The following is an 18,493-nucleotide window of genomic DNA, read 5'->3' on the forward strand; positions in this document are numbered from 1 at the left end:
CCGGGCATGGAGCATCCGAAGCTCTTCGAACCGGGCGACGCCGTCGTCGACAGGCTGCGCGCGCTCTGCGCCGACTACCCCGAATCCGTCGAGATCGAGTCGTGGGGGAGACCCAGTTTCCGCGCCGGGAAGAAGATCTACGCCCTCGCCGGAGCCATGATGGACCGGCCGCACTCGCTCGTGTTCAAGCCCGACCCGCTCGAGCATCCGGTCCTCCTCGAGCGTTCCGACGTGTTCGTGCCGCCCTATTTCGGCCCCTCGGGTTGGCTCGCCATCGACCTCGACGACTCCACCGATTGGACGTTCGTGGCGGAACTCATCGACACCTCCTACCGCCAGGTGGCGCTGAAGCGGCAACTCTCCGCACTGGAGGCGCGCGGAGCCCGCTAGCTCTGGCAGACGGGGCACCAGTACGTGACTCGCTGCGCCAGCTCGTTCGCGCCCAAGGAGCCTCGGCGAATGCGCGTGCCGCAGCGCCGGCACGGCCGCCCGTCGCGCCCGTAGACCCACGTCTGCCGGCCCGGACGGAGGTCTCCGGTCGTCGTGCGTTCGACCCGGTCGCGATTCGCGGTGATCAGGCGGTGCGCCAGGGCCACCACCCCGGGCAGGTCGCGCACTTCGGCCACCGGCCGTTGGGGCAGCATCCCGCGGAGGAAGCACAACTCGTTGGCGTACACGTTCCCGAGCCCGGCGAGGTTGCTCTGGTCGAGCAACGCGACGTCGATCTCGCGCTCGCCCTTCGCTGCGAGCCGGCGGACCGCTTCGTCGGGATCCCAGTCCGGGCCCAGGAGGTCGGGTCCGAGGTAGCCCACCACCTCGTCCTCGCGCTCCCGCTCGATCACCTCGACCAGGCCGAGCTCGAATCCCACCGTCACCCACTCGGTGTTCTCCAGCACGATGCGGGCCTGGTAGGCGGGCCGCCGCCACCGAGTGCCGTGGCGATAGATGTGCCACGACCCCTCCATCTTCAGGTGCGTGTGGATGCTGTAGTCGCCGACCCGGGTGAGCAGGTGCTTGCCGCGCGAGACCACGCCCTCCACGATCTCCCCGACGAGATCGACGGATGCGTACTTCGGCACCCGCACGTCGCTGACCGTGAGCGGGCGCCCGGCCAGCGCCTGGTCGAGGTGCTGTGCGGTGCGGAAGACGGTGTCGCCCTCAGGCACGCAGCCTCAGTCCCCGCGGTGTGCCGGTGAACCCGGCCGTCTCGAGGGCGCCCCCGACCGGGGTGCCCAGCACGAAGTCGCCGTTCACCCGCTCGACGGCGAGACGGTCGACGCGCCCGGAGGTCACCGCCTGGGCGACCGAGCGTGCCGCGATCTCGAGCACCGCGGGGTCGGCGCTGAAGGACAGTGCCGTCTTGCCGCCGCGCTCGAGGTAGAGCACGAGCTCGCCGTCGACGAGGGAGACCAATGCGCCCGCTTTCCGACCCGGCTTGTGACCCTCGACGCTCGGCCAGGAGAGCGCGGCGCCGAAGGGATTCGCGGGGTCGGTCGCGGCGAGTGTGAGGGCCTCGGGAGGGCGATCGCGCCCGCTGTCGCGACCGACGGCATCCGGAGCGAAGCCGCGCAGCCGGTCGACCGTGCCACCCGTGGCGAACTGTGCCGCCCCGAGGGTCTCCACGAAGTAGCCACGGCGGCAGCGCCCGCTCTCCTCGAACTGGCTGAGTACGCGGTATGCCAGGGCGAAGCCGCCCGGGATGCGTTCGTTGACCACCGAGCCGCGGGTCACGACACCGTAGCGGTCGAGGAGGAGCTCGGCTGTGGCGTGCGCGCGGAGCGTCGGATCGGCGTTCGGTTCGGGCAGTAATGACCAGCGCCCGCCCGCCGTCGGCGGCCCCACCCGCGTCTGCATCGAGGCGCGGGCGAAGCCGCGGCCGCGGTACATCCTGGTGCGGGGCGTGGGGCGCTTCGTGCTGTGGCTCGACTTGCCCGAGCCGGTGAGCGTGCGGAGGGGAGCGACCGTGTCGTTCGTGACGTAGCCGGCCCAGACCAGATCCCAGATGGCACTCACGATGGTCGCGTCGTCGACCGCGACCGGACCGGACCGGATGCCCGCCGCCGCGTCGGCCGCCCCGGGCTCGTCGGCCTCGGCCTGCACCGCACCGGCCACCTCGTCGGCGAGCGAGCGGAAGAAGTAGGCGCCGCCCCGCGCGAGGGCCGCGAGGAGGGCCCGGTGCACGGGCGTCTCGTCGAACTCCTCCGGTGCGGTCGACGACATCGGCAGTGTGTCGAGGGTGTGGAACGCGACCCAGCCGTCGCTGCCCGGAAGGCTCCCACGCCCCGACCAGACCACTTCACCCGACGCCGTCAGCTCGTCGAGCATGGCCGGGCTGTAGTCGCGCACGCGGGCAGGCAGTACGAGGTTCTCCCACGCCGAGGCGGGCACCGGAACGCCGGCCAGCTGCTCGATCACGGTCAGCACGCCATCGGCCCCGCGCAGGCTCCCGCCCACGTGCTGCCAGGACGGCAGGAATCGCGCGAGAGTGGTGGTGCTCACCGGCTCGACCTCGTGCCGCAGGGCGGCGAGCGAGCGGCTCCGCAGACGGCGCAGCACCTCGGCGTCGCACCATTCGGTGCCGCCGGCCTGGCCCACGCGGGCGACGTCGGCGGCCAGACCGCTCGGGCGGAACTCGCCCTCGATCACGCGCCGGTCGGCGGCGAGCCGGCGGAGCGCATCCGTCACCACCGACACGCCGAGACCGAAGCGCTCGGCGGCTTCCTGAGCGAGGAATGGCCCGTGCGTTCGCGCGTAGCGGCTCACCAGGTCGAGCACCGGATGCTCGACCGGCGCGATGAAGGCATCCGGGACACCGAACGGGATCGGCACGCCGAGCGCGTCCCGCAACCGCCCGGCGTCCTCGATCGGCGCCCACCACTCCGTGCCCGCGAACGTGACGCGGAGAGCCCGCCGCGTGGCGAGCAGCTCCTCGAGGGCGGCTTCGACGTCGAAGTCGAGCGAGCGCTCGCGAACCTCTGACGTGGTGAGGGGGCCGAGCATCCGGAGCAGGTCCGCCACACCCTCGAGATCGCGGGCTCGGCGGTCGGGCGCGAGGCGCTGCAGTTCGCGCTGCGTGTCCTCGATCACGCCGGGGTCGAGGAGTTCGCGCAGCTCCGCTCGCCCGAGCAGTTCGGAGAGCAGGCTCGGGTCGAGCGAGAGCGCGGCGGCCCGGCGTTCGGCGAGCGGGCTGTCGCCCTCGTAGACGAAGGAGGCGACGTAGCCGAACAGGAGCGAGCGCGCGAACGGCGACGGCTCGCCCGACTCCGTCTCGACCACGCGGATGCGCCGAGCCTCGAGGTCGCGCGCGATCCGCAGGAGGGCGGGCAGGTCGTAGACGTCCTGCAGACACTCCCGCACCGTCTCGAGGATGATCGGGAACGACGGGTACTTGCGCGCCACCTCGAGCAGCTGCGCCGAGCGTTGCCGCTGCTGCCAGAGCGGCGACCGCTTGCCCGGGTTCTGCCGGGGGAGCAGCAGCGCACGTGCCGCGTTCTCGCGGAACCGCGAGGCGAACAGCGCCGAGCCGCCGACCTCGTCGGTCACGATCTGCTCGAGCTCCGTGGGGTCGAAGAGGAAGAGCTCCGCGGAGGGCGGCTCGCTCTCGGTGTCGGGCAGTCGCACCACGACACCGTCATCGCTCGCCACCGCGTTCGCGTCGACCCCGAGTCGCTCGCGGATGCGGGCATTGATCGCCAGCGCCCAGGGCGAGTGCACCTGCATGCCGAACGGGGAATGCAGGATGACGCGCCAGTCACCGAGCTCGTCGCGGAACCGCTCGACCACGAGCGTCTTGTCGCTCGGCACGTGCCCGGTGGCCTCGCGTTGATCGGTCACGAACGCCACGAGGTTCGCGGCGGCCCACGGATCGAGGCCGGCGCTCTCGGCCAGCCCGGTCGCCTCCTCCGGAGTGGCGGATGCGACGGTGCGGGTGAACTCGCCGATCGCGGCCCCCAGTTCGGCGGGCCTCCCCAGGCCTTCTCCCCGCCAGAACGGCAGGCGTCCGGGTTGCCCGAAGGCGGGGGTCACGAGCACGCGATCGTGTGTGATCTCCTGGATGCGCCAGCTCGTCGCGCCGAGGGCGAAGACATCGCCGACCCGCGATTCGTAGACCATCTCCTCGTCGAGTTCGCCCACCCGGCGGCCCGGTGCGGAGCGTGTGCGCCCCGTCGACGGATCGGCATCCGTCGGTTCACCGCCCACCATGAAGACCCCGAAGAGGCCGCGATCGGGGATCGTGCCGCCACTGGTCACGGCGAGACGCTGGGCGCCGGGCCGTCCGGTCAGGGTGCCCGCATCGCGATCCCAGACGAGGCGGGGTCGCAGACCGGCGAACTCGTCGGAGGGGTAGAGCCCGGCGAGGAGGTCGAGTGTGGCGTCGTAGGCCGAGCGCGGCAGGTTGCTGAACGAGGCGCTCCGTCGCACGACGTCGAACCATTCCTCGACGTCGATCGGCTCGAGCGCGCAGGCGGCCACGGTCTGCTGGGCGAGGATGTCGAGCGGATTCGCCGGGATGGCCAGCGTCTCGATGAGCCCCGCGGACATCCGGATCGACACCACCGCCGAGTGCAGCAGATCGGCGCGGTGCTTCGGGTACAGCAGACCCTTGGAGACCTCGCCCACCCGGTGGCCCGCGCGACCCACGCGCTGCAGTCCGCTCGCCACGGAGGGCGGTGCCTCGACCTGGATCACCAGATCGACCGCGCCCATGTCGATGCCGAGCTCGAGACTCGAGGTCGCCACGACGCAGCGCAGTCGCCCCGACTTCAGGTCGTCTTCGATGAGGGCCCGCTGTTCTTTGCTCACCGAGCCGTGGTGGGCGCGGGCGAGCACCGGCTCGGCGCCGGAGGTCTGACCGGCCTGCCCCATCAGCTGCGCGGGCGGGCGGGATGTCGCCGCAGCGAGGCCATCGTCAGACGGCGAACCGTCCGCGGCGTCGTCGTCGTCGAACACCCCTTCGGCCTCGGAGTCGGCGTCGTCGAACGGGACGGGGATCACAGCGCCCGGTTCCGGCTCCACCCACAGCTGCCGCCCCGCGTAGATCTCGTTCAGCCGAGCGGTCAGCCGCTCGGCCAGTCGCCGCGAGTTCGCGAACACGATCGACGAGCGGTGTTCCAGGATGCGGTCGACGATGTCCTCTTCGACGTGCGGCCAGATCGATCCCTGCTCGGGAGCGGAGGCACCGGCTGCGGAGCCCTCGAGCGACGACGCGGCCTCCGACGGCGGGATCTGCGTCATGTCCTCTACCGGAACCACCACGCGCAGGTCGAACTTCTTGGTCGAGGGCGGTGCCACGATCGTCACCGGCCGGCCCCCGGCGAGGAACCGCGCCACCTCCTCGCGCGGCCGCACGGTCGCGGAAAGGCCGATCCGCTGTGCCGGCTGGGGAAGCAGCTGGTCGAGCCGATCGAGGCTCACGGCGAGGTGTGCCCCGCGCTTCGTGGCGGCCACGGCGTGCACCTCGTCGACGATCACCGTGGTGACGGCTGACAGCGACTCCCGTGCTGCGGAGGTGAGCATGAGGAAGAGGGACTCGGGCGTGGTGATGAGGATGTCGGGCGGGTTCTTCGCCAGGTTGCGGCGTTCGGCCGCCGGAGTGTCGCCGGACCGCACGCCCACTGTGATCACCGGGGGAGCGGCGCCCATCCGCTTCGCCGTCTGCGTGATGCCCACGAGCGGCGACCGCAGGTTGCGCTCCACGTCGACCGCCAGCGCCTTCAGCGGCGAGACGTAGAGCACCGAGGTCGAGCGGGCCTCGCCAGGGGTGATGGTGGAGGAGAGCCGGTCGATGGCCCAGAGGAACGACGCGAGGGTCTTGCCCGAACCGGTGGGCGCGACGACGAGCGCGTGGTCGCCACCGGACACCGCATCCCACGCCCCGGCCTGTGCGGCGGTGGGCTCCTGGAAGGCGCCGAGGAACCACTCGCGGGTCGCGGGGGAGAACCTGTCGAGCACGTCGCTCATCCCTCCATACTCGCCCAACCCTCCGACATCGGCATCGTCTCTCGCCGTCGGCGTAATCGGGGGCCTGTCGCGCACCCGGGCACCGGGCGAGCGGGTAAGAATGGACTATGAGCGTTCGCACCCCCGACCCCAACTCCGGCTGGCTGAGCGACAGTGAACTCGCGGAGATCCGGCAGCGGCTTCCCCTGCTCTACGTCGAGGCCGTTCCGGTGCGCGTCGACGGGCTCGGCCAGGTGGTCGAGGTCGGTGTGCTGCTGCGAGTGGGATCGAGCGGAACCATCACCCGCACGCTCGTCTCCGGCCGGGTGATGTACGGCGAGACCCTCCGTGACGCCCTCTTCCGGCACCTCGAGAAAGACCTCGGACCGATGGCCTTCCCGCAGCTTCCGGCGAGCCCGGTGCCCTTCCAGGTGGCGGAGTACTTCCCGCTGCCGGGTGTCTCGGCCTACTACGACGAGCGCCAGCACGCGGTCTCGCTGGCCTACGTGGTTCCCGTCACCGGCACCTGCGAGCCGCGGCAGGATGCGCTCGAACTCACCTGGATGACGCCCGAGGAAGCAGCGGCCGAGGCCATCTCGGCCGAGATGGAGGGCGGTCGCGGCAGTCTGTTACGCTCGGCGCTGGCCTCTGTCGGACGTCTGCCCTAGCCTCGGAGACATCCACCGGGGAGGCGCATCATCGACGAGCGGGACATCCACTACTTCGCGGATGCCGCTGCCTGGGAGGCGTGGCTCGCCGAGAACTACGACTCCTCCGACGGTGTGCGCCTCGCCATTGCCAAGAAGGGCAGTTCGCACACGACGGTGAGCCATCTCGAGGCGCTCGATGTCGCCCTCTGCCACGGCTGGATCGACGCGCGACGCAACTCCTTCGACGACGACTACTTCTTGCAGACGTTCACCCCCAGGCGGTCCAAGAGCCTCTGGTCGCAGATCAACCGGGTGAAGGTCGCCGCGCTGATCGAGGCGGGCCGGATGCGCGACGGCGGCTTCCGAGAGATCGAACGTGCCAAGGCCGACGGCCGGTGGGATGCGGCCTACGCCTCGTCGAAGAACATCGAAGTGCCCGACGACCTCGTCGCCGCCCTCGACGCGAACCCCGAGGCCAAGGCGTTCTTCGCCACCCTCTCGGCTCAGAACCGCTACGCGATCCTCTTCCGCACCGTCAACGCCAAGCGCCCCGAAACGCGCGCCCGCCGCATCGAGGGTTTCGTGGAGCAACTGGCGCGGCACGAGACGGTGTACCCGCAGTCGCCACCAAAGGGTTAGGTACCGCCCCGCCGCCCTTCGGGCTCGCCCGGCCTTCGGCTGGGCGGGCCCTTCTTGCTCGCGCCGCCGCTTCTGCGGCGCGAGGCGACATGTGACGGTGAGGTCGCTGGCGCGGCCTCGCCGTCACCCTGGGTCGTCGAAAAAGGCCCGCGGCCTACATCCACGTCCCGACGTGTCTGGGAAACGAGATTGCAAGCCGCGGGCCTTTTTCGACGAGGAGGCCGCGCGTAGCGCGGCCCCGAGGCAGCTAGCGGGTGCGGCGACGGCCGCCGTTGCTGCCGGCCGAGAAGGATGCCGCCGAGGAACGGGGGCGGTCGGTACCGGCAGCGCCGGCACCAGAACCGCCCTGGCCGCCACGGCGTCCGCCGCCCTCGCCGGAGCCCGAGGCCGGGCGATCGGTCGAGGTGCTGTAGAAGGAGCGGCTGCCGCCGGCGGCACCGCCGCCGTTGCCGCCGCGACCGCGGCCGCCCGACGAACCCGCGCCCTGACCGGAGCGCGAACCCGCGCCCTGACCCTGACCTTCGCCGTCACGACGAGCGCGCTTGCGCTGCGCGTTGGCGCCCTGCGAGCCGCCGCCGTTGGAGCCGCCATTGCCCTGGCCGGAGCCGCCCTGCCCACCACGACGCGGCTGACCGGATGCCGGCAGCTGGTTGGTGGTGCGCGGAGCCGGCTTCACGTACGCGGCGACCTCGCCGACGAGGGCGTTGACCGACGCGGAGTCGGCCGATACGACCTCGGGGGTGACGGTGATCGCCGCCTTGCGGAGCAGATCCTTCACGTCCTTGCGCTGGGCCGGCAGCATGATCGTCACGACGTCGCCGGCCGAACCCGCGCGAGCGGTACGGCCCGAGCGGTGCAGGTACGCCTTGTGCTCCGCCGGCGGGTCGACGTGGATGACGAGCTCGATGTCGTCGACGTGCACACCGCGGGCTGCGACATCCGTCGCTACGAGGACGCGCACGCTGCCGGCCGAGAACGCCGCCAGGTTGCGGTCTCGGGCCACCTGCGACAGGTTGCCGTGCAGGTCGACCGAGGGGATGCCGGCATCCGTCAGCTGCTTCGCGAGCTTCTTCGCGTGGTGCTTGGTGCGCATGAAGAGGATGCGGCGCCCGGTTCCGGAGGCCAGCTTCTCCACCAGAACGCGCTTCGACTCGACCGACTCGGTCTCGAACACGTGGTGGGTCATCGCGGCGACGGGCGAGTTGGCCTCGTCGACCGAGTGCAGCACCTCGTTGTGGAGGAACTTGCGCACGAGCTTGTCCACGCCGTTGTCGAGGGTGGCGGAGAAGAGCAGACGCTGACCCGACTGCGGGGTCTTGTCGAGGATGCGCGTGACGACGGGCAGGAAGCCCAGGTCGGCCATGTGGTCGGCCTCGTCGAGCACGGTGATCTCCACGGCGTCGAGCGACACGAAGCCCTGCTTCATGAGGTCTTCGAGGCGCCCGGGGCAGGCCACGACGATGTCGACGCCGGCCTTCAGCGCGGTGACCTGACGGCCCTGCGAGACGCCGCCGAAGATGGTGGTGGTGGTCATGTTGTAGACCTTGGCGAGGGGCGCGAGCACCGCGTCGATCTGAGTGGCGAGCTCGCGGGTCGGCGCGAGGATGAGGCCGACGGGGTGGCCGGGGCGGCGCTTGCCGCCGGCGAGCTGGCCGGCCAGACGGGCGACCATCGGGATGGAGAAGGCCAGGGTCTTGCCCGAGCCGGTCTTGCCGCGGCCGAGCACGTCGCGGCCGTTCAAGGTGTCAGGAAGCGTGTCGACCTGGATCGGGAACGGCTCCACGATGCCGCTCGCGGTGAGCGAGGCGACGAGGGGAGCGGGCACGCCGAGCGCGCTGAAGGATGAGGGGGTGTTGGACAACGTGGTGCCTTTCAGGCATCAGTCCGGTGCGCGCAGCTGGAAAGAAGGCTCACTCGGATGTTTGGCGAACGCACCGACGGTGCATCCGTTCGCCGCAAGAAGTATCTGCAAATGATCCGCCCCGACGACAGCGATGCTGTGACGACGGTTCCTGGATCAGAGTGAAGAGGGAGCGTTCTTTCGACGCACGGGACTCTCTGTCGAGCCCACGAGTACCTCAAGCCTAGTGCACGTCTCCCGGGTAGCTCTCACCGACGGGTATTTCCACAGGCACGCGGTTGCCCGGTTGGGCCAGCGGGCACGCCCAGGCGGGGTCGTAGGCGCACGACGGGTTGTAGGCGAAATTGAAGTCGAGCACGAGGGTGGAGTTGCTCCCCACGCCGAGCACCACGTTCTGGTCGAGGCTCGCGCCTTTGATGGTGTCGACCAGGTAGCGGCCGCCGCCGTAGGTGCCGCCGGGCTTGCCGGCGAGCGCATCCTTGACCGGGATGAAGAGGCCACCGCCGTAGGAGGTGAGGCGCCAGACGTCGAGGGTGCCGACGCCCTCGATGCGCGCGATCCCGAGCAGGTCGAAGGGCACGACGCCGTCGGTGCCCGTCTCGAAGTCGAAGTGGCGCGGGCGCGGGTCGTCCTCTGCCACCTCCTCGATCTCCACGTCGAAGCTCCACGCCGGATCGTAGGGAGCGATCGGCAGACCGCCGAAGCCTTCGAGGTCCTCGGGCAGCAGCGGGGAGGCTGGATGCATCCGGAACAGATCGTCGCGCGCCTCGCGCCAGAATTCGTGGGCTTCCACGGCATCCACTCCGCGGAGGCGCCGCACCTCCTCGTAGATGCTGAACACGCGTCGACGCCAGTCGGCCGTCTCGAGTGCGGTCGTGGCGCGTGCATTCATGACTTGTCCTCCACAGTCGTCTCCTCCTGCACGGTTTCGGATGCGTCATCCGGTGCGGGGAAATCGTAGGCCCACGTCGGGGCGAGCGCGCGGAGGCGCCGACCGCGCCACTGCCAGAACGCCCAGAGGCTGTACCAGGCGACGGGGGTGATCAGGCCCGCCTTGACGATCAACTGGTCGCGGTAGAGCGTCTTCCCGGTGCCTGCCGGATCGGGCGCGATGGCCATCCGGTGATCCCACAGCCGGATCGCGCTCACCGCTCCGGTGACGCCCTGCCCCGAGTCGTGCAGGATGCGCACGTCACCGCGTTGCGCGGTCTCGAACGTCAGCCGGATGATCTGCTTGCCCATCGGGATGACGCCTCCGCCGCGCATGGCGACGGGATGCTGTCCCGGCTCCCACACGGTCGGGAACCCGTCGGCGGCGAGCGACTCGATCTCCACCAGCGGACTCGACACCTCGCGGAACACGGCAGGACTGCGGATGGCGCGCCACGCCGCATCGGGATCGCAGTCGAGGATCAACTTCAGCAGAACGCGCACCGTCTCATCATCTCCCTCTCACGCGCGCGCACCAACACGGGCGCCGGTAAAATCGCCGGATGCCCAGCATCACCGACGCAGGAGTCGTCGCCGTCTCGTCCCAGTCCCGCTACCAGGTGCGCCTGCACGTGGGAGTGCCGACATCCGATCCGGCCGTCATCGGTGCGCTCGTGGCCGACGCGCACGTCGTCGTGCTCGCGGACGCGCTTCGGGAGGAGGAGAGTGACACGAACCTCCCCACAGCCGGTCGTGACGTTCTCCTCCTCCCGACCGACTTCCGCGGGCGCACCGCGGTGGCCCGTGCCGTGCTCGAGGAGCAGGCGCGGCGCGGCGACCGCGCGATGGTGGCCATCCTCACGCCCGCGCGTGCCGACGGCCAGTTCGCGGTCGAGGACTTCCTGCTCGCGGGCGCGATCGTCGATGCCCTCGCGACCCTCGGCATCGACTACTCCTCGCCCGAGGCCGCTGCGGCCTGTGGGGCGTTCACGGGTCTGCGCGGCGCTGTCGGCCATCTCGTCTCGGCCTCGGCTGCGGGTCAGGAGTGGATCGCGCGGGGACTCGCCGCCGACGTCGCAGCCGCGACCGCGATCGACAGCTCGGATCGGGTCGACAGCATCCGGACCGCCGACAGGGCGTAGCGTTGTGGTGACATTGGAGGTCACCATATGAAGGCAGTCCTGGGCGGCACCGTCATCGCCGAAGCACCCAAAGAAGACCTGATCGCGATCGAGGGCAACTGGTATTTCCCGCCGTCGAGCGTGAACGCGGAGCTCCTCGAGAAGAGCCCGACCCCTTACACCTGCCCGTGGAAGGGCGAGTGCCAATACTTCAACGTGAAAGACGGTGACGCGTCGCTCCAGGATCGGGCGTGGAGCTACCCGCACCCCTACCCCACCGCCTTCGACCGCGTCGGCAAGGACTTCAGCAACTACGTCGCCTTCTGGAAGGAAGTCCAGGTCACCGACTGACCTCTGGCGTCACGCGGAGCGCTGGGCGCCGGTCGTGCGTTGAGCCGTGCGGGCGGCGCTGCGGCGCACGGCGGCGACGTCGCGGCGAGTCCACGTGATGAGGTGCGCCGAGCTGAACCCGCGGGCGCACAGGCTGCAGGAGAGCCGGGCCGCGGGCCGCCGGTGCCGATAGAACTCGTGGCCGGCCGGGCAGCGCCCCACCCAGGGCGCCAGCTCGTCGGCCCGCGTTCCGTCGTGCAGCCGCGACCCCTCGTACCCGATCGACCGCGCGATCTCCACCCACCGGGGCCCGTGCGCAGCGGCAGACCCGGCGAGCGCATGCGCCACCTCGTGCAACAGGATCTGGTGGATCTCGTCGTCCTCGTACCGCGCCGCGAGATACCGCGACACCGTGATCCGGTGCGCCGTGTAGTTGCACTGCCCGGCCCGCGTCTTCGCGTTGTCGAACCCGAACGACCACACCCGCGCATCCAGATGAAGGGCGATCAGGGCGTTCGCCCAGGTCGTCACGCGCGTGAGATCTGCCACCGGAAGAGCCTAGGCCGTCAGGAACGATTCGGTCACGGCCACGGCCACGAGTGAACTCTCCAGCTGATCGATGGATGCTCCGAGCCGCTCCATCAGGAACACGGCCGCCTTGAAGTCCACGAGCGCCGGCTCGAACTCCTTCATCTCGAAGTGCACCTTGCCCCGGCTGAGCGTGGCGGTGGCCTCGAGCGAGCCCCACTCGTGCGTCTGCGCCTCCTCGACGCAGAGCGAGAGCTCCTGCAGCGCGGCCGCGTACTTGCCCTGGTACTGCTGCACCTGGGCCCGACGGATGCGCGCCCCCAGCGCCTGCTCCCGGTCGCCCGAGAAGCGCGCCTGACGCACGGCCTCGTTCGCGACGACGAACGCCTCGTCGAGCTGCCCGCTGAGGCGCAGCAGGACGACCTTCTCGTTCAGCGCGGAGAGACTCCGGAGCTTGCCGAGTTCCTCGAGCCGCTCGTTCACGGCGTCGAGATCGACCTTCTCGCGAAGGGTGGTCATGTCGTAACCGGTGATGATGCTCAGTTCGTGCTCCAGGTGCTGTGTCGGGGGCTCGGGTCCCGTCGCGTCAAGGGTACTTGCCGCGCCCCGATCGAGGGTCGCGACTCACCCCGCAGGCACCAGATTCACTTGGTACAGCACGTCGTCGCCGGGCCGTGGCGACCCGCGCCCGTCGGTGTTGTTCGTGAGCAGATACACCGTCGAGCCGGGGCCGCGCACCACGTCGCGCACCCGCCCGAGCTGCCCGCCGCCGTACCACTCGGCCGCGGTGCCGTCGAAGCCGATCGTCCAGAGGCGTTCACCGCCGAGTGCGGCCATGAAGATCGTGTCGCCCACCACAGCGATCCCCGAGGGCGAGGCGTCATCCGTGGGCCACTGCACGATCGGATCGACGAACGCCGGGTCGCCGGCGAGCCCTTCCACGACCGGCCAGCCGTAGTTCGAGCCCGGCGTGATGCGGTTGATCTCGTCCCAGGTGTCCTGTCCGAACTCCGCGGCCCACATGGTGCCGTCGGCGGCCCAGGCGATGCCCTGCGGGTTGCGGTGCCCGAGAGTCCACACCGGAGAACCCGGGAAGGGATTGTCGGCGGGCACGGCCCCGGTCGGCGTCACCCGCAGGATCTTGCCCCCGAGCGAGTCGAGCGTCTGCGCGTTCGACCCGTTGCTCGCGTCGCCCGCGGTGACGTAGAGCATGCCGTCGGGCCCGAACGCGATCCGCCCGCCGTTGTGGTTCGAGGCCTTCGGCAACCCGGTCAGCACGTCGGAGGGCGCGCCGAGCGTGTGCGCCCCCGCCGACCCGGCCAGCGGCATCCGCACGACTCGGTTGTCGGTGTCGGAGGTGAAGTAGGCGTACAGATAGCTGCCGGATGCGTCCTCCAGCGCCGCGAGGCCCAGCAGTCCGCCTTCCCCCGCAGCCGCCACTCCGGGAACGGTGGTCAGCGGCACGGCCGCGCCGCCCACGATCTCGACGATCACGCCGGAATCGCGCTCGCTGACCAGCAACGACCCATCGGCCAACCGCGCGATCGACCACGGCGCCGGCAGATTCGACGCGATCGGCACCGGATCGCCCGACGGCACGAGCGGCCCGAGGTCCTCGACCGGCGAGGCGGTCGGTGTCGGAGTCGGAGTAGGCGTCGGCGTCGGCGTGGCGGATGCCGCGGGCGAAGCCGCAGGGGAGACCGAAGCGCTCGGAGACGGAGACGGCACGCCGCTGCACCCCGCGAGCAGAAGGACGGAAAGGGCAGCGACACACGCGCCGACGCCGATACGCCTCGTCACCATCGCCTCGCCCTCCCGCGACGTCATGTCATCGCGTCGCTCTAGGTCGCCTTCTTCCGGTCTACCTGGAAAATGCTCCGAGCGGGAGCCGGCGACGGGGTGGATGTCTGATCGGTCGACACCGGCGCCCCCGCGATGAAGTTCCGCAACTCCCGGCCCTCCACGACCTTCGCCGGCACCGGATCGCCCGCCACCAACCGCGGCAATGCGTCGAACGGCAGCGGAGCCGCCGAGGCGAATGCGACGACGTTCCCGAACCTCCGCGCCTTCAGCATCTGCGGATCGACCACCAGCGCCACCGACTCGAACACGTGCGAGAGCGTGGCGGCCTGGCTCCGCGCGAAGGCCAGGCCCGCGCCGTCGGCGACGTTCACGGCCACGATCCCGGTGGGGGAGAGGATACCCGCCACGGCCTGGTAGAACTCCGCACTCGTCACGTGCGCCGGCGTGCGCGCTCCCGCGAACACGTCCACCACGACCACGTCGACGCTGCCCCGAAGGCCCGGCGGGAACTTCTCCAGAACGGACCGCGCATCCCCGTGCCGCACCCGGATGCTCGCCGACCGCGGCAACGGAAGGTGCTCCCGGACGAAGGAGACCAGGGAACTGTCGATCTCCACCACCTGTTGGCGCGAGCCCGGGCGGGTGGCCTCGACGTAGCGCGGCAGCGTGAACGCCCCGCCACCCAGGTGCACAACCGTGATGGGCGAACCGGGAGGCGCGACGAGATCGATCCCGTGCCCGATCCGGCGCACGTATTCGAAGGAGAGGTAGGTGGGATCGTCGACGTCGACGTGCGATTGCGGAGTGCCGTCGACGATCAGAACCTGCGATCCCGGCCGGAAACGATCCTCTTCGATCGTGGCGAGAAGCCCGTCCTGGAGCCGAACCGAGGGATGCGAGGGAGGGGGAGAGCCGGTGTGCTTCACGCGGTTATACCTGAGAAATCCGAACTGGTCAAGATATCGACTGGACAGGCGTGTCCGAATCACCTATAGTGGTTCTTTGCGCTCCCAGAAAACCCATGCCTTCATATTGTGGTCGGCAGCCGCGCGGACAGGTTCCACACCATACCGTGCAGCAACACTCTAGAACCATATTGCGGGTTCAGACCATGTCTGCGGAGTTCTCGACACAACATCGACCGTCAGTAACACTAGGCCCGACGGGGCCCACGGAGGTTATTTCCTTGGCTGCTGCGCGCAACGCAACCACCAATTCACCCAAGAACGGTCGGGCCGCTTCACGGCTCTCGTTCGCCAAGATCACCGACACGCTGACCGTTCCCGATCTGCTCGCTCTGCAGACCGAGAGCTTCGACTGGCTGGTCGGAAACGACGTGTGGAAGGCACGCGTCGCGGAAGCCAAGGCGGCTGGTCGTCAAGACCTGCCGAGCCACTCCGGTCTCGATGAGATCTTCGAGGAGATCTCTCCGATCGAAGACCTCGGCGAGACCATGCAGCTCAGCTTCACCAGCCCGTTCCTCGAGCCGGAGAAGTACACCATCGACGAGTGCAAGGAGCGCGGCAAGACCTACGCGGCTCCCCTCTACGTCGAGGCCGAGTTCATGAATCACCAGACCGGTGAGATCAAGACCCAGACGGTCTTCATGGGCGACTTCCCGCTCATGACCGAGAAGGGCACGTTCATCATCAACGGCACCGAGCGTGTCGTCGTGTCTCAGCTGGTCCGTTCCCCCGGCGTGTACTTCGAGCGCACCCCCGAGAAGACCTCCGACAAGGACATCTACTCGGCACGCATCATCCCGAGCCGCGGTGCCTGGCTCGAGTTCGAGATCGACAAGCGCGACCAGGTCGGCGTCCGCATCGACCGCAAGCGCAAGCAGTCGGTGACCGTCTTCCTCAAGGCCCTCGGCCTCACGAGCGAAGAGATCCTCGAGGAGTTCAAGGGCTACGCCTCGATCGAGGCCACCCTCGAGAAGGACTCCATCCTCACCAAGGAAGAGGCTCTGAAGGACATCTACCGCAAGCTCCGTCCGGGCGAGCAGGTCGCTGCCGAGGCCGCGCGTGCGCTCCTCGACAACTTCTACTTCAACCCCAAGCGTTACGACCTGGCGAAGGTGGGTCGTTACAAGATCAACCGCAAGCTCGGTATCGACGCCCCGCTGAGCGACTCGGTTCTCACGAACCAGGACATCATCGCGACGATCAAGTACCTGGTGGCCCTGCACGACAACCAGACCACGCTGAACGGCGTGCGCGACGGCAAGCCGGTCGAGATCCGTCTCGACGTCGACGACATCGACCACTTCGGCAACCGTCGCATCCGCGCTGTCGGCGAGCTCATCCAGAACCAGGTCCGCACGGGTCTGTCCCGCATGGAGCGCGTCGTCCGCGAGCGCATGACCACGCAGGACATCGAGGCCATCACCCCGCAGACCCTGATCAACGTGCGACCCGTCGTCGCCGCGATCAAGGAGTTCTTCGGAACGAGCCAGCTGTCGCAGTTCATGGACCAGAACAACCCCCTCGCCGGTCTGACGCACAAGCGTCGTCTCTCGGCGCTGGGCCCGGGTGGTCTGAGCCGTGAGCGTGCCGGCGTCGAGGTTCGCGACGTGCACCCGTCGCACTACGGCCGCATGTGCCCGATCGAGACCCCGGAAGGCCCGAACATCGGCCTGATCGGTTCGCTCGCGTCGTTCGCGCGGATCAACTCCTTCGGTTTCATCGAGACCCCGTACCGTCGCGTCGTCGACGGTGTGGTCACGGCGAACATCGACTACCTGACCGCGTCGGAGGAAGACGAGTACATCGTCGCCCAGGCCAACGCGCCGCTGACGGCCGACGCCAAGTTCGCCGAGCCCCGCGTCCTCGCCCGTAAGAAGGGCGGAGAGGTCGACCTCTTCCCGCACGAGGACATCGGCTACATGGATGTCTCGCCGCGCCAGATGGTGTCGGTCGCGACCTCGCTCATCCCGTTCCTCGAGCACGACGACGCGAACCGCGCCCTCATGGGTGCGAACATGCAGCGTCAGGCCGTGCCGCTGCTCCGTTCGGAGTCGCCGCTGGTCGGAACCGGTATGGAGGGCTTCGCCGCCATCGACGCCGGAGACGTGGTCACCGCGAACAACGCCGGTGTGGTGCAGGAGGTGTCCGCCGACTCCGTCACCGTGCTGCTCGACGACGCCGGAACCGAGACCTACTACCTGCGCAAGTTCGACCGCTCCAACCAGGGCACGTCGTACAACAACCGCGTGATCGTCGCCGAAGGCGAGCGGATCGAAGCGGGTCAGGTCATCGCGGATGGCCCGGCCACCGAGAACGGTGAGCTGGCGCTCGGCAAGAACCTCCTCGTGGCGTTCATGCCGTGGGAGGGTCACAACTTCGAAGACGCGATCATCCTCAGCCAGAACCTGGTGAAGGACGACGTGCTCTCCTCGATCCACATCGAGGAGTACGAAGTGGATGCCCGCGACACCAAGCTCGGCAAGGAGGAGATCACCCGTGACCTCCCCAACGTGAGCCCGGAGCTGCTGGCCGACCTCGACGAGCGCGGAATCATCCGCATCGGCGCCGAGGTCCGTCCCGGCGACATCCTGGTGGGCAAGGTCACGCCGAAGGGTGAGACCGAGCTCTCCGCCGAGGAGCGTCTGCTGCGCGCCATCTTCAACGAGAAGTCCCGCGAGGTTCGCGACACGAGCCTCAAGGTGCCTCACGGTGAAGAGGGAACGATCATTGCCGTCAAGGAGTTCTCGGCCGAGAACGACGACGAGCTCGGCTCGGGCGTCAACCAGCGCGTCGTGGTCTACATCGCCCAGAAGCGCAAGATCACCGCGGGTGACAAGCTCGCCGGCCGCCACGGCAACAAGGGTGTCATCTCGAAGATCCTCCCGGTCGAGGACATGCCCTTCCTCGCCGACGGAACTCCGGTCGACATCGTGCTGAACCCGATGGGTATCCCGGGCCGTATGAACTTCGGTCAGGTGCTCGAGACCCACCTCGGGTGGATCGCGAAGCAGGGCTGGGAGGTCGACGGCAAGCCGAAGTGGGCCGCGAACCTGCCTGAGCAGGCGCGTTCCGCCGCTCCCGGCACGAAGGTCGCCACCCCCGTGTTCGACGGCGCCTCCGAGGAGGAGATCGCGGGTCTGCTCGACTCCACCACGCTCACGCGTGACGGCGAGCGACTGATCGGTTCCTCCGGTAAGACGCAGCTCTTCGACGGCCGCTCCGGCGAGCCGTACCCGGAGCCCGTCTCGGTCGGCTACATGTACATCCTGAAGCTGCACCACCTGGTCGACGACAAGATCCACGCCCGTTCGACCGGACCGTACTCGATGATCACGCAGCAGCCGCTGGGTGGTAAGGCGCAGTTCGGTGGACAGCGATTCGGTGAGATGGAGGTGTGGGCCCTCGAGGCCTACGGTGCCGCGTACGCGCTGCAGGAGCTCCTGACCATCAAGTCGGATGACATCCTCGGCCGCGTCAAGGTCTACGAGGCGATCGTCAAGGGCGAGAACATCCAGGAGCCCGGTATCCCGGAGTCCTTCAAGGTGCTCATCAAGGAGATGCAGTCGCTCTGCCTGAACGTCGAGGTGCTCTCGGCAGACGGCACCGCGGTCAGCCTGCGCGACACGGACGACGAGGTCTTCCGTGCCGCCGAGGAGCTCGGCATCAACATCTCCAGCCGCTTCGAGTCGTCGTCCATCGACGACATCTGAGCCGGCAACCACTAGA

15 protein-coding genes are annotated in these 18,493 nt (G+C 69.2%); 6 read left to right on the forward strand and 9 right to left on the reverse strand.

Annotated features, from left to right (window positions below; translation table 11 throughout):
* Positions 1 to 6 precede the first annotated feature (6 nt).
* Positions 7 to 390 (forward strand): MmcQ/YjbR family DNA-binding protein, encoded by a 384-nt coding sequence (locus ACFJGU_RS11825; protein WP_382303737.1) that lies wholly within the window; start codon positions 7 to 9, stop codon positions 388 to 390.
* On the opposite strand, the gene ACFJGU_RS11830 is transcribed toward ACFJGU_RS11825, so the two are convergent.
* Positions 387 to 1,166 carry a DNA-formamidopyrimidine glycosylase family protein gene (locus ACFJGU_RS11830; protein ID WP_382303738.1) on the reverse strand — a complete coding sequence of 260 codons (780 nt, stop codon included), beginning with the start codon at positions 1,164 to 1,166 and terminating at the stop codon, positions 387 to 389. The genes ACFJGU_RS11825 and ACFJGU_RS11830 overlap by 4 nt on opposite strands.
* Positions 1,159 to 5,961: a DEAD/DEAH box helicase gene (locus ACFJGU_RS11835; protein WP_382303739.1), complete on the reverse strand. Its 4,803-nt coding sequence runs from the start codon at positions 5,959 to 5,961 to the stop codon at positions 1,159 to 1,161. Before ACFJGU_RS11835 ends, ACFJGU_RS11830 begins: the two co-directional genes overlap by 8 nt.
* A gap of 107 nt (positions 5,962 to 6,068) precedes the next feature.
* On the opposite strand from ACFJGU_RS11835, the gene ACFJGU_RS11840 reads away from it, so the two are divergent.
* Together ACFJGU_RS11840 and ACFJGU_RS11845 are read left to right on the forward strand one after the other, a co-directional pair.
* Entirely contained in the window at positions 6,069 to 6,608 is a 540-nt protein-coding gene (locus ACFJGU_RS11840; protein WP_092548044.1) for an NUDIX hydrolase family protein, read from the forward strand.
* A 156-nt stretch (positions 6,609 to 6,764) separates the two neighbouring features.
* Positions 6,765 to 7,229 carry a YdeI family protein gene (locus tag ACFJGU_RS11845; RefSeq protein ID WP_382303740.1) on the forward strand — a complete coding sequence of 155 codons (465 nt, stop codon included), beginning with the start codon at positions 6,765 to 6,767 and terminating at the stop codon, positions 7,227 to 7,229.
* 247 nt (positions 7,230 to 7,476) lie between these two features.
* Here the strand turns inward: ACFJGU_RS11845 and ACFJGU_RS11850 are convergent, their stop codons facing one another.
* The 3 genes from ACFJGU_RS11850 to ACFJGU_RS11860 form a co-directional block, all read right to left on the reverse strand.
* Entirely contained in the window at positions 7,477 to 9,090 is a 1,614-nt protein-coding gene (locus ACFJGU_RS11850) for a DEAD/DEAH box helicase (RefSeq protein WP_382303741.1), read from the reverse strand.
* A 223-nt stretch (positions 9,091 to 9,313) separates the two neighbouring features.
* Positions 9,314 to 9,982: a DUF1684 domain-containing protein gene (locus ACFJGU_RS11855; protein ID WP_382303742.1), complete on the reverse strand. Its 669-nt coding sequence runs from the start codon at positions 9,980 to 9,982 to the stop codon at positions 9,314 to 9,316.
* Positions 9,979 to 10,524, reverse strand: a complete 546-nt coding sequence (locus ACFJGU_RS11860; RefSeq protein WP_382303743.1) for a hypothetical protein — start codon at positions 10,522 to 10,524, stop codon at positions 9,979 to 9,981. Before ACFJGU_RS11860 ends, ACFJGU_RS11855 begins: the two co-directional genes overlap by 4 nt.
* Before the next feature lie 59 nt (positions 10,525 to 10,583).
* Between ACFJGU_RS11860 and ACFJGU_RS11865 the strand changes: the two genes are divergently transcribed.
* Complete coding sequence (locus ACFJGU_RS11865; protein WP_382303744.1) at positions 10,584 to 11,162, forward strand: 2-phosphosulfolactate phosphatase; 579 nt, start codon at positions 10,584 to 10,586, stop codon at positions 11,160 to 11,162.
* A 27-nt stretch (positions 11,163 to 11,189) separates the two neighbouring features.
* Entirely contained in the window at positions 11,190 to 11,492 is a 303-nt protein-coding gene (locus ACFJGU_RS11870) for a DUF427 domain-containing protein (protein WP_382303745.1), read from the forward strand.
* Positions 11,493 to 11,501: 9 nt separating this feature from the next.
* On the opposite strand, the gene ACFJGU_RS11875 is transcribed toward ACFJGU_RS11870, so the two are convergent.
* From ACFJGU_RS11875 to ACFJGU_RS11890, 4 genes are all read right to left on the reverse strand, one after another.
* Positions 11,502 to 12,020: a SprT-like domain-containing protein gene (locus tag ACFJGU_RS11875; RefSeq protein WP_382303746.1), complete on the reverse strand. Its 519-nt coding sequence runs from the start codon at positions 12,018 to 12,020 to the stop codon at positions 11,502 to 11,504.
* Between the two features lie 9 nt (positions 12,021 to 12,029).
* On the reverse strand, positions 12,030 to 12,518 hold the full coding sequence (locus ACFJGU_RS11880; protein ID WP_175494074.1) for a hypothetical protein: 489 nt from the start codon (positions 12,516 to 12,518) through the stop codon (positions 12,030 to 12,032).
* Positions 12,519 to 12,623: 105 nt separating this feature from the next.
* A complete protein-coding gene (locus tag ACFJGU_RS11885; RefSeq protein WP_382303747.1) occupies positions 12,624 to 13,727 on the reverse strand; it encodes a PQQ-dependent sugar dehydrogenase in 1,104 nt (367 codons plus the stop codon).
* A 113-nt stretch (positions 13,728 to 13,840) separates the two neighbouring features.
* Positions 13,841 to 14,728 (reverse strand): spermidine synthase, encoded by an 888-nt coding sequence (locus ACFJGU_RS11890; RefSeq protein WP_382303748.1) that lies wholly within the window; start codon positions 14,726 to 14,728, stop codon positions 13,841 to 13,843.
* 260 nt (positions 14,729 to 14,988) lie between these two features.
* Between ACFJGU_RS11890 and rpoB the strand changes: the two genes are divergently transcribed.
* Complete coding sequence (gene rpoB / locus ACFJGU_RS11895; protein WP_092548017.1) at positions 14,989 to 18,477, forward strand: DNA-directed RNA polymerase subunit beta; 3,489 nt, start codon at positions 14,989 to 14,991, stop codon at positions 18,475 to 18,477.
* Positions 18,478 to 18,493: the final 16 nt, after the last annotated feature.

This window comes from Herbiconiux sp. UC225_62, assembly GCF_042694625.1.
Taxonomy (GTDB): domain Bacteria; phylum Actinomycetota; class Actinomycetes; order Actinomycetales; family Microbacteriaceae; genus Herbiconiux.

Bases quoted from the DNA above. Each gene is read 5' to 3' on its own strand.
- ACFJGU_RS11870 (WP_382303745.1), top strand. From the start codon at position 11,190: ATGAAGGCAGTCCTGGGCGGCACCGTCATCGCCGAAGCACCCAAAGAA.
- ACFJGU_RS11835 (WP_382303739.1), bottom strand. From the start codon at position 5,961: ATGAGCGACGTGCTCGACAGGTTCTCCCCCGCGACCCGCGAGTGGTTC.
- ACFJGU_RS11880 (WP_175494074.1), bottom strand. From the start codon at position 12,518: ATGACCACCCTTCGCGAGAAGGTCGATCTCGACGCCGTGAACGAGCGG.
- ACFJGU_RS11855 (WP_382303742.1), bottom strand. From the start codon at position 9,982: ATGAATGCACGCGCCACGACCGCACTCGAGACGGCCGACTGGCGTCGA.
- ACFJGU_RS11865 (WP_382303744.1), top strand. From the start codon at position 10,584: ATGCCCAGCATCACCGACGCAGGAGTCGTCGCCGTCTCGTCCCAGTCC.
- ACFJGU_RS11825 (WP_382303737.1), top strand. From the start codon at position 7: ATGGAGCATCCGAAGCTCTTCGAACCGGGCGACGCCGTCGTCGACAGG.
- ACFJGU_RS11840 (WP_092548044.1), top strand. From the start codon at position 6,069: ATGAGCGTTCGCACCCCCGACCCCAACTCCGGCTGGCTGAGCGACAGT.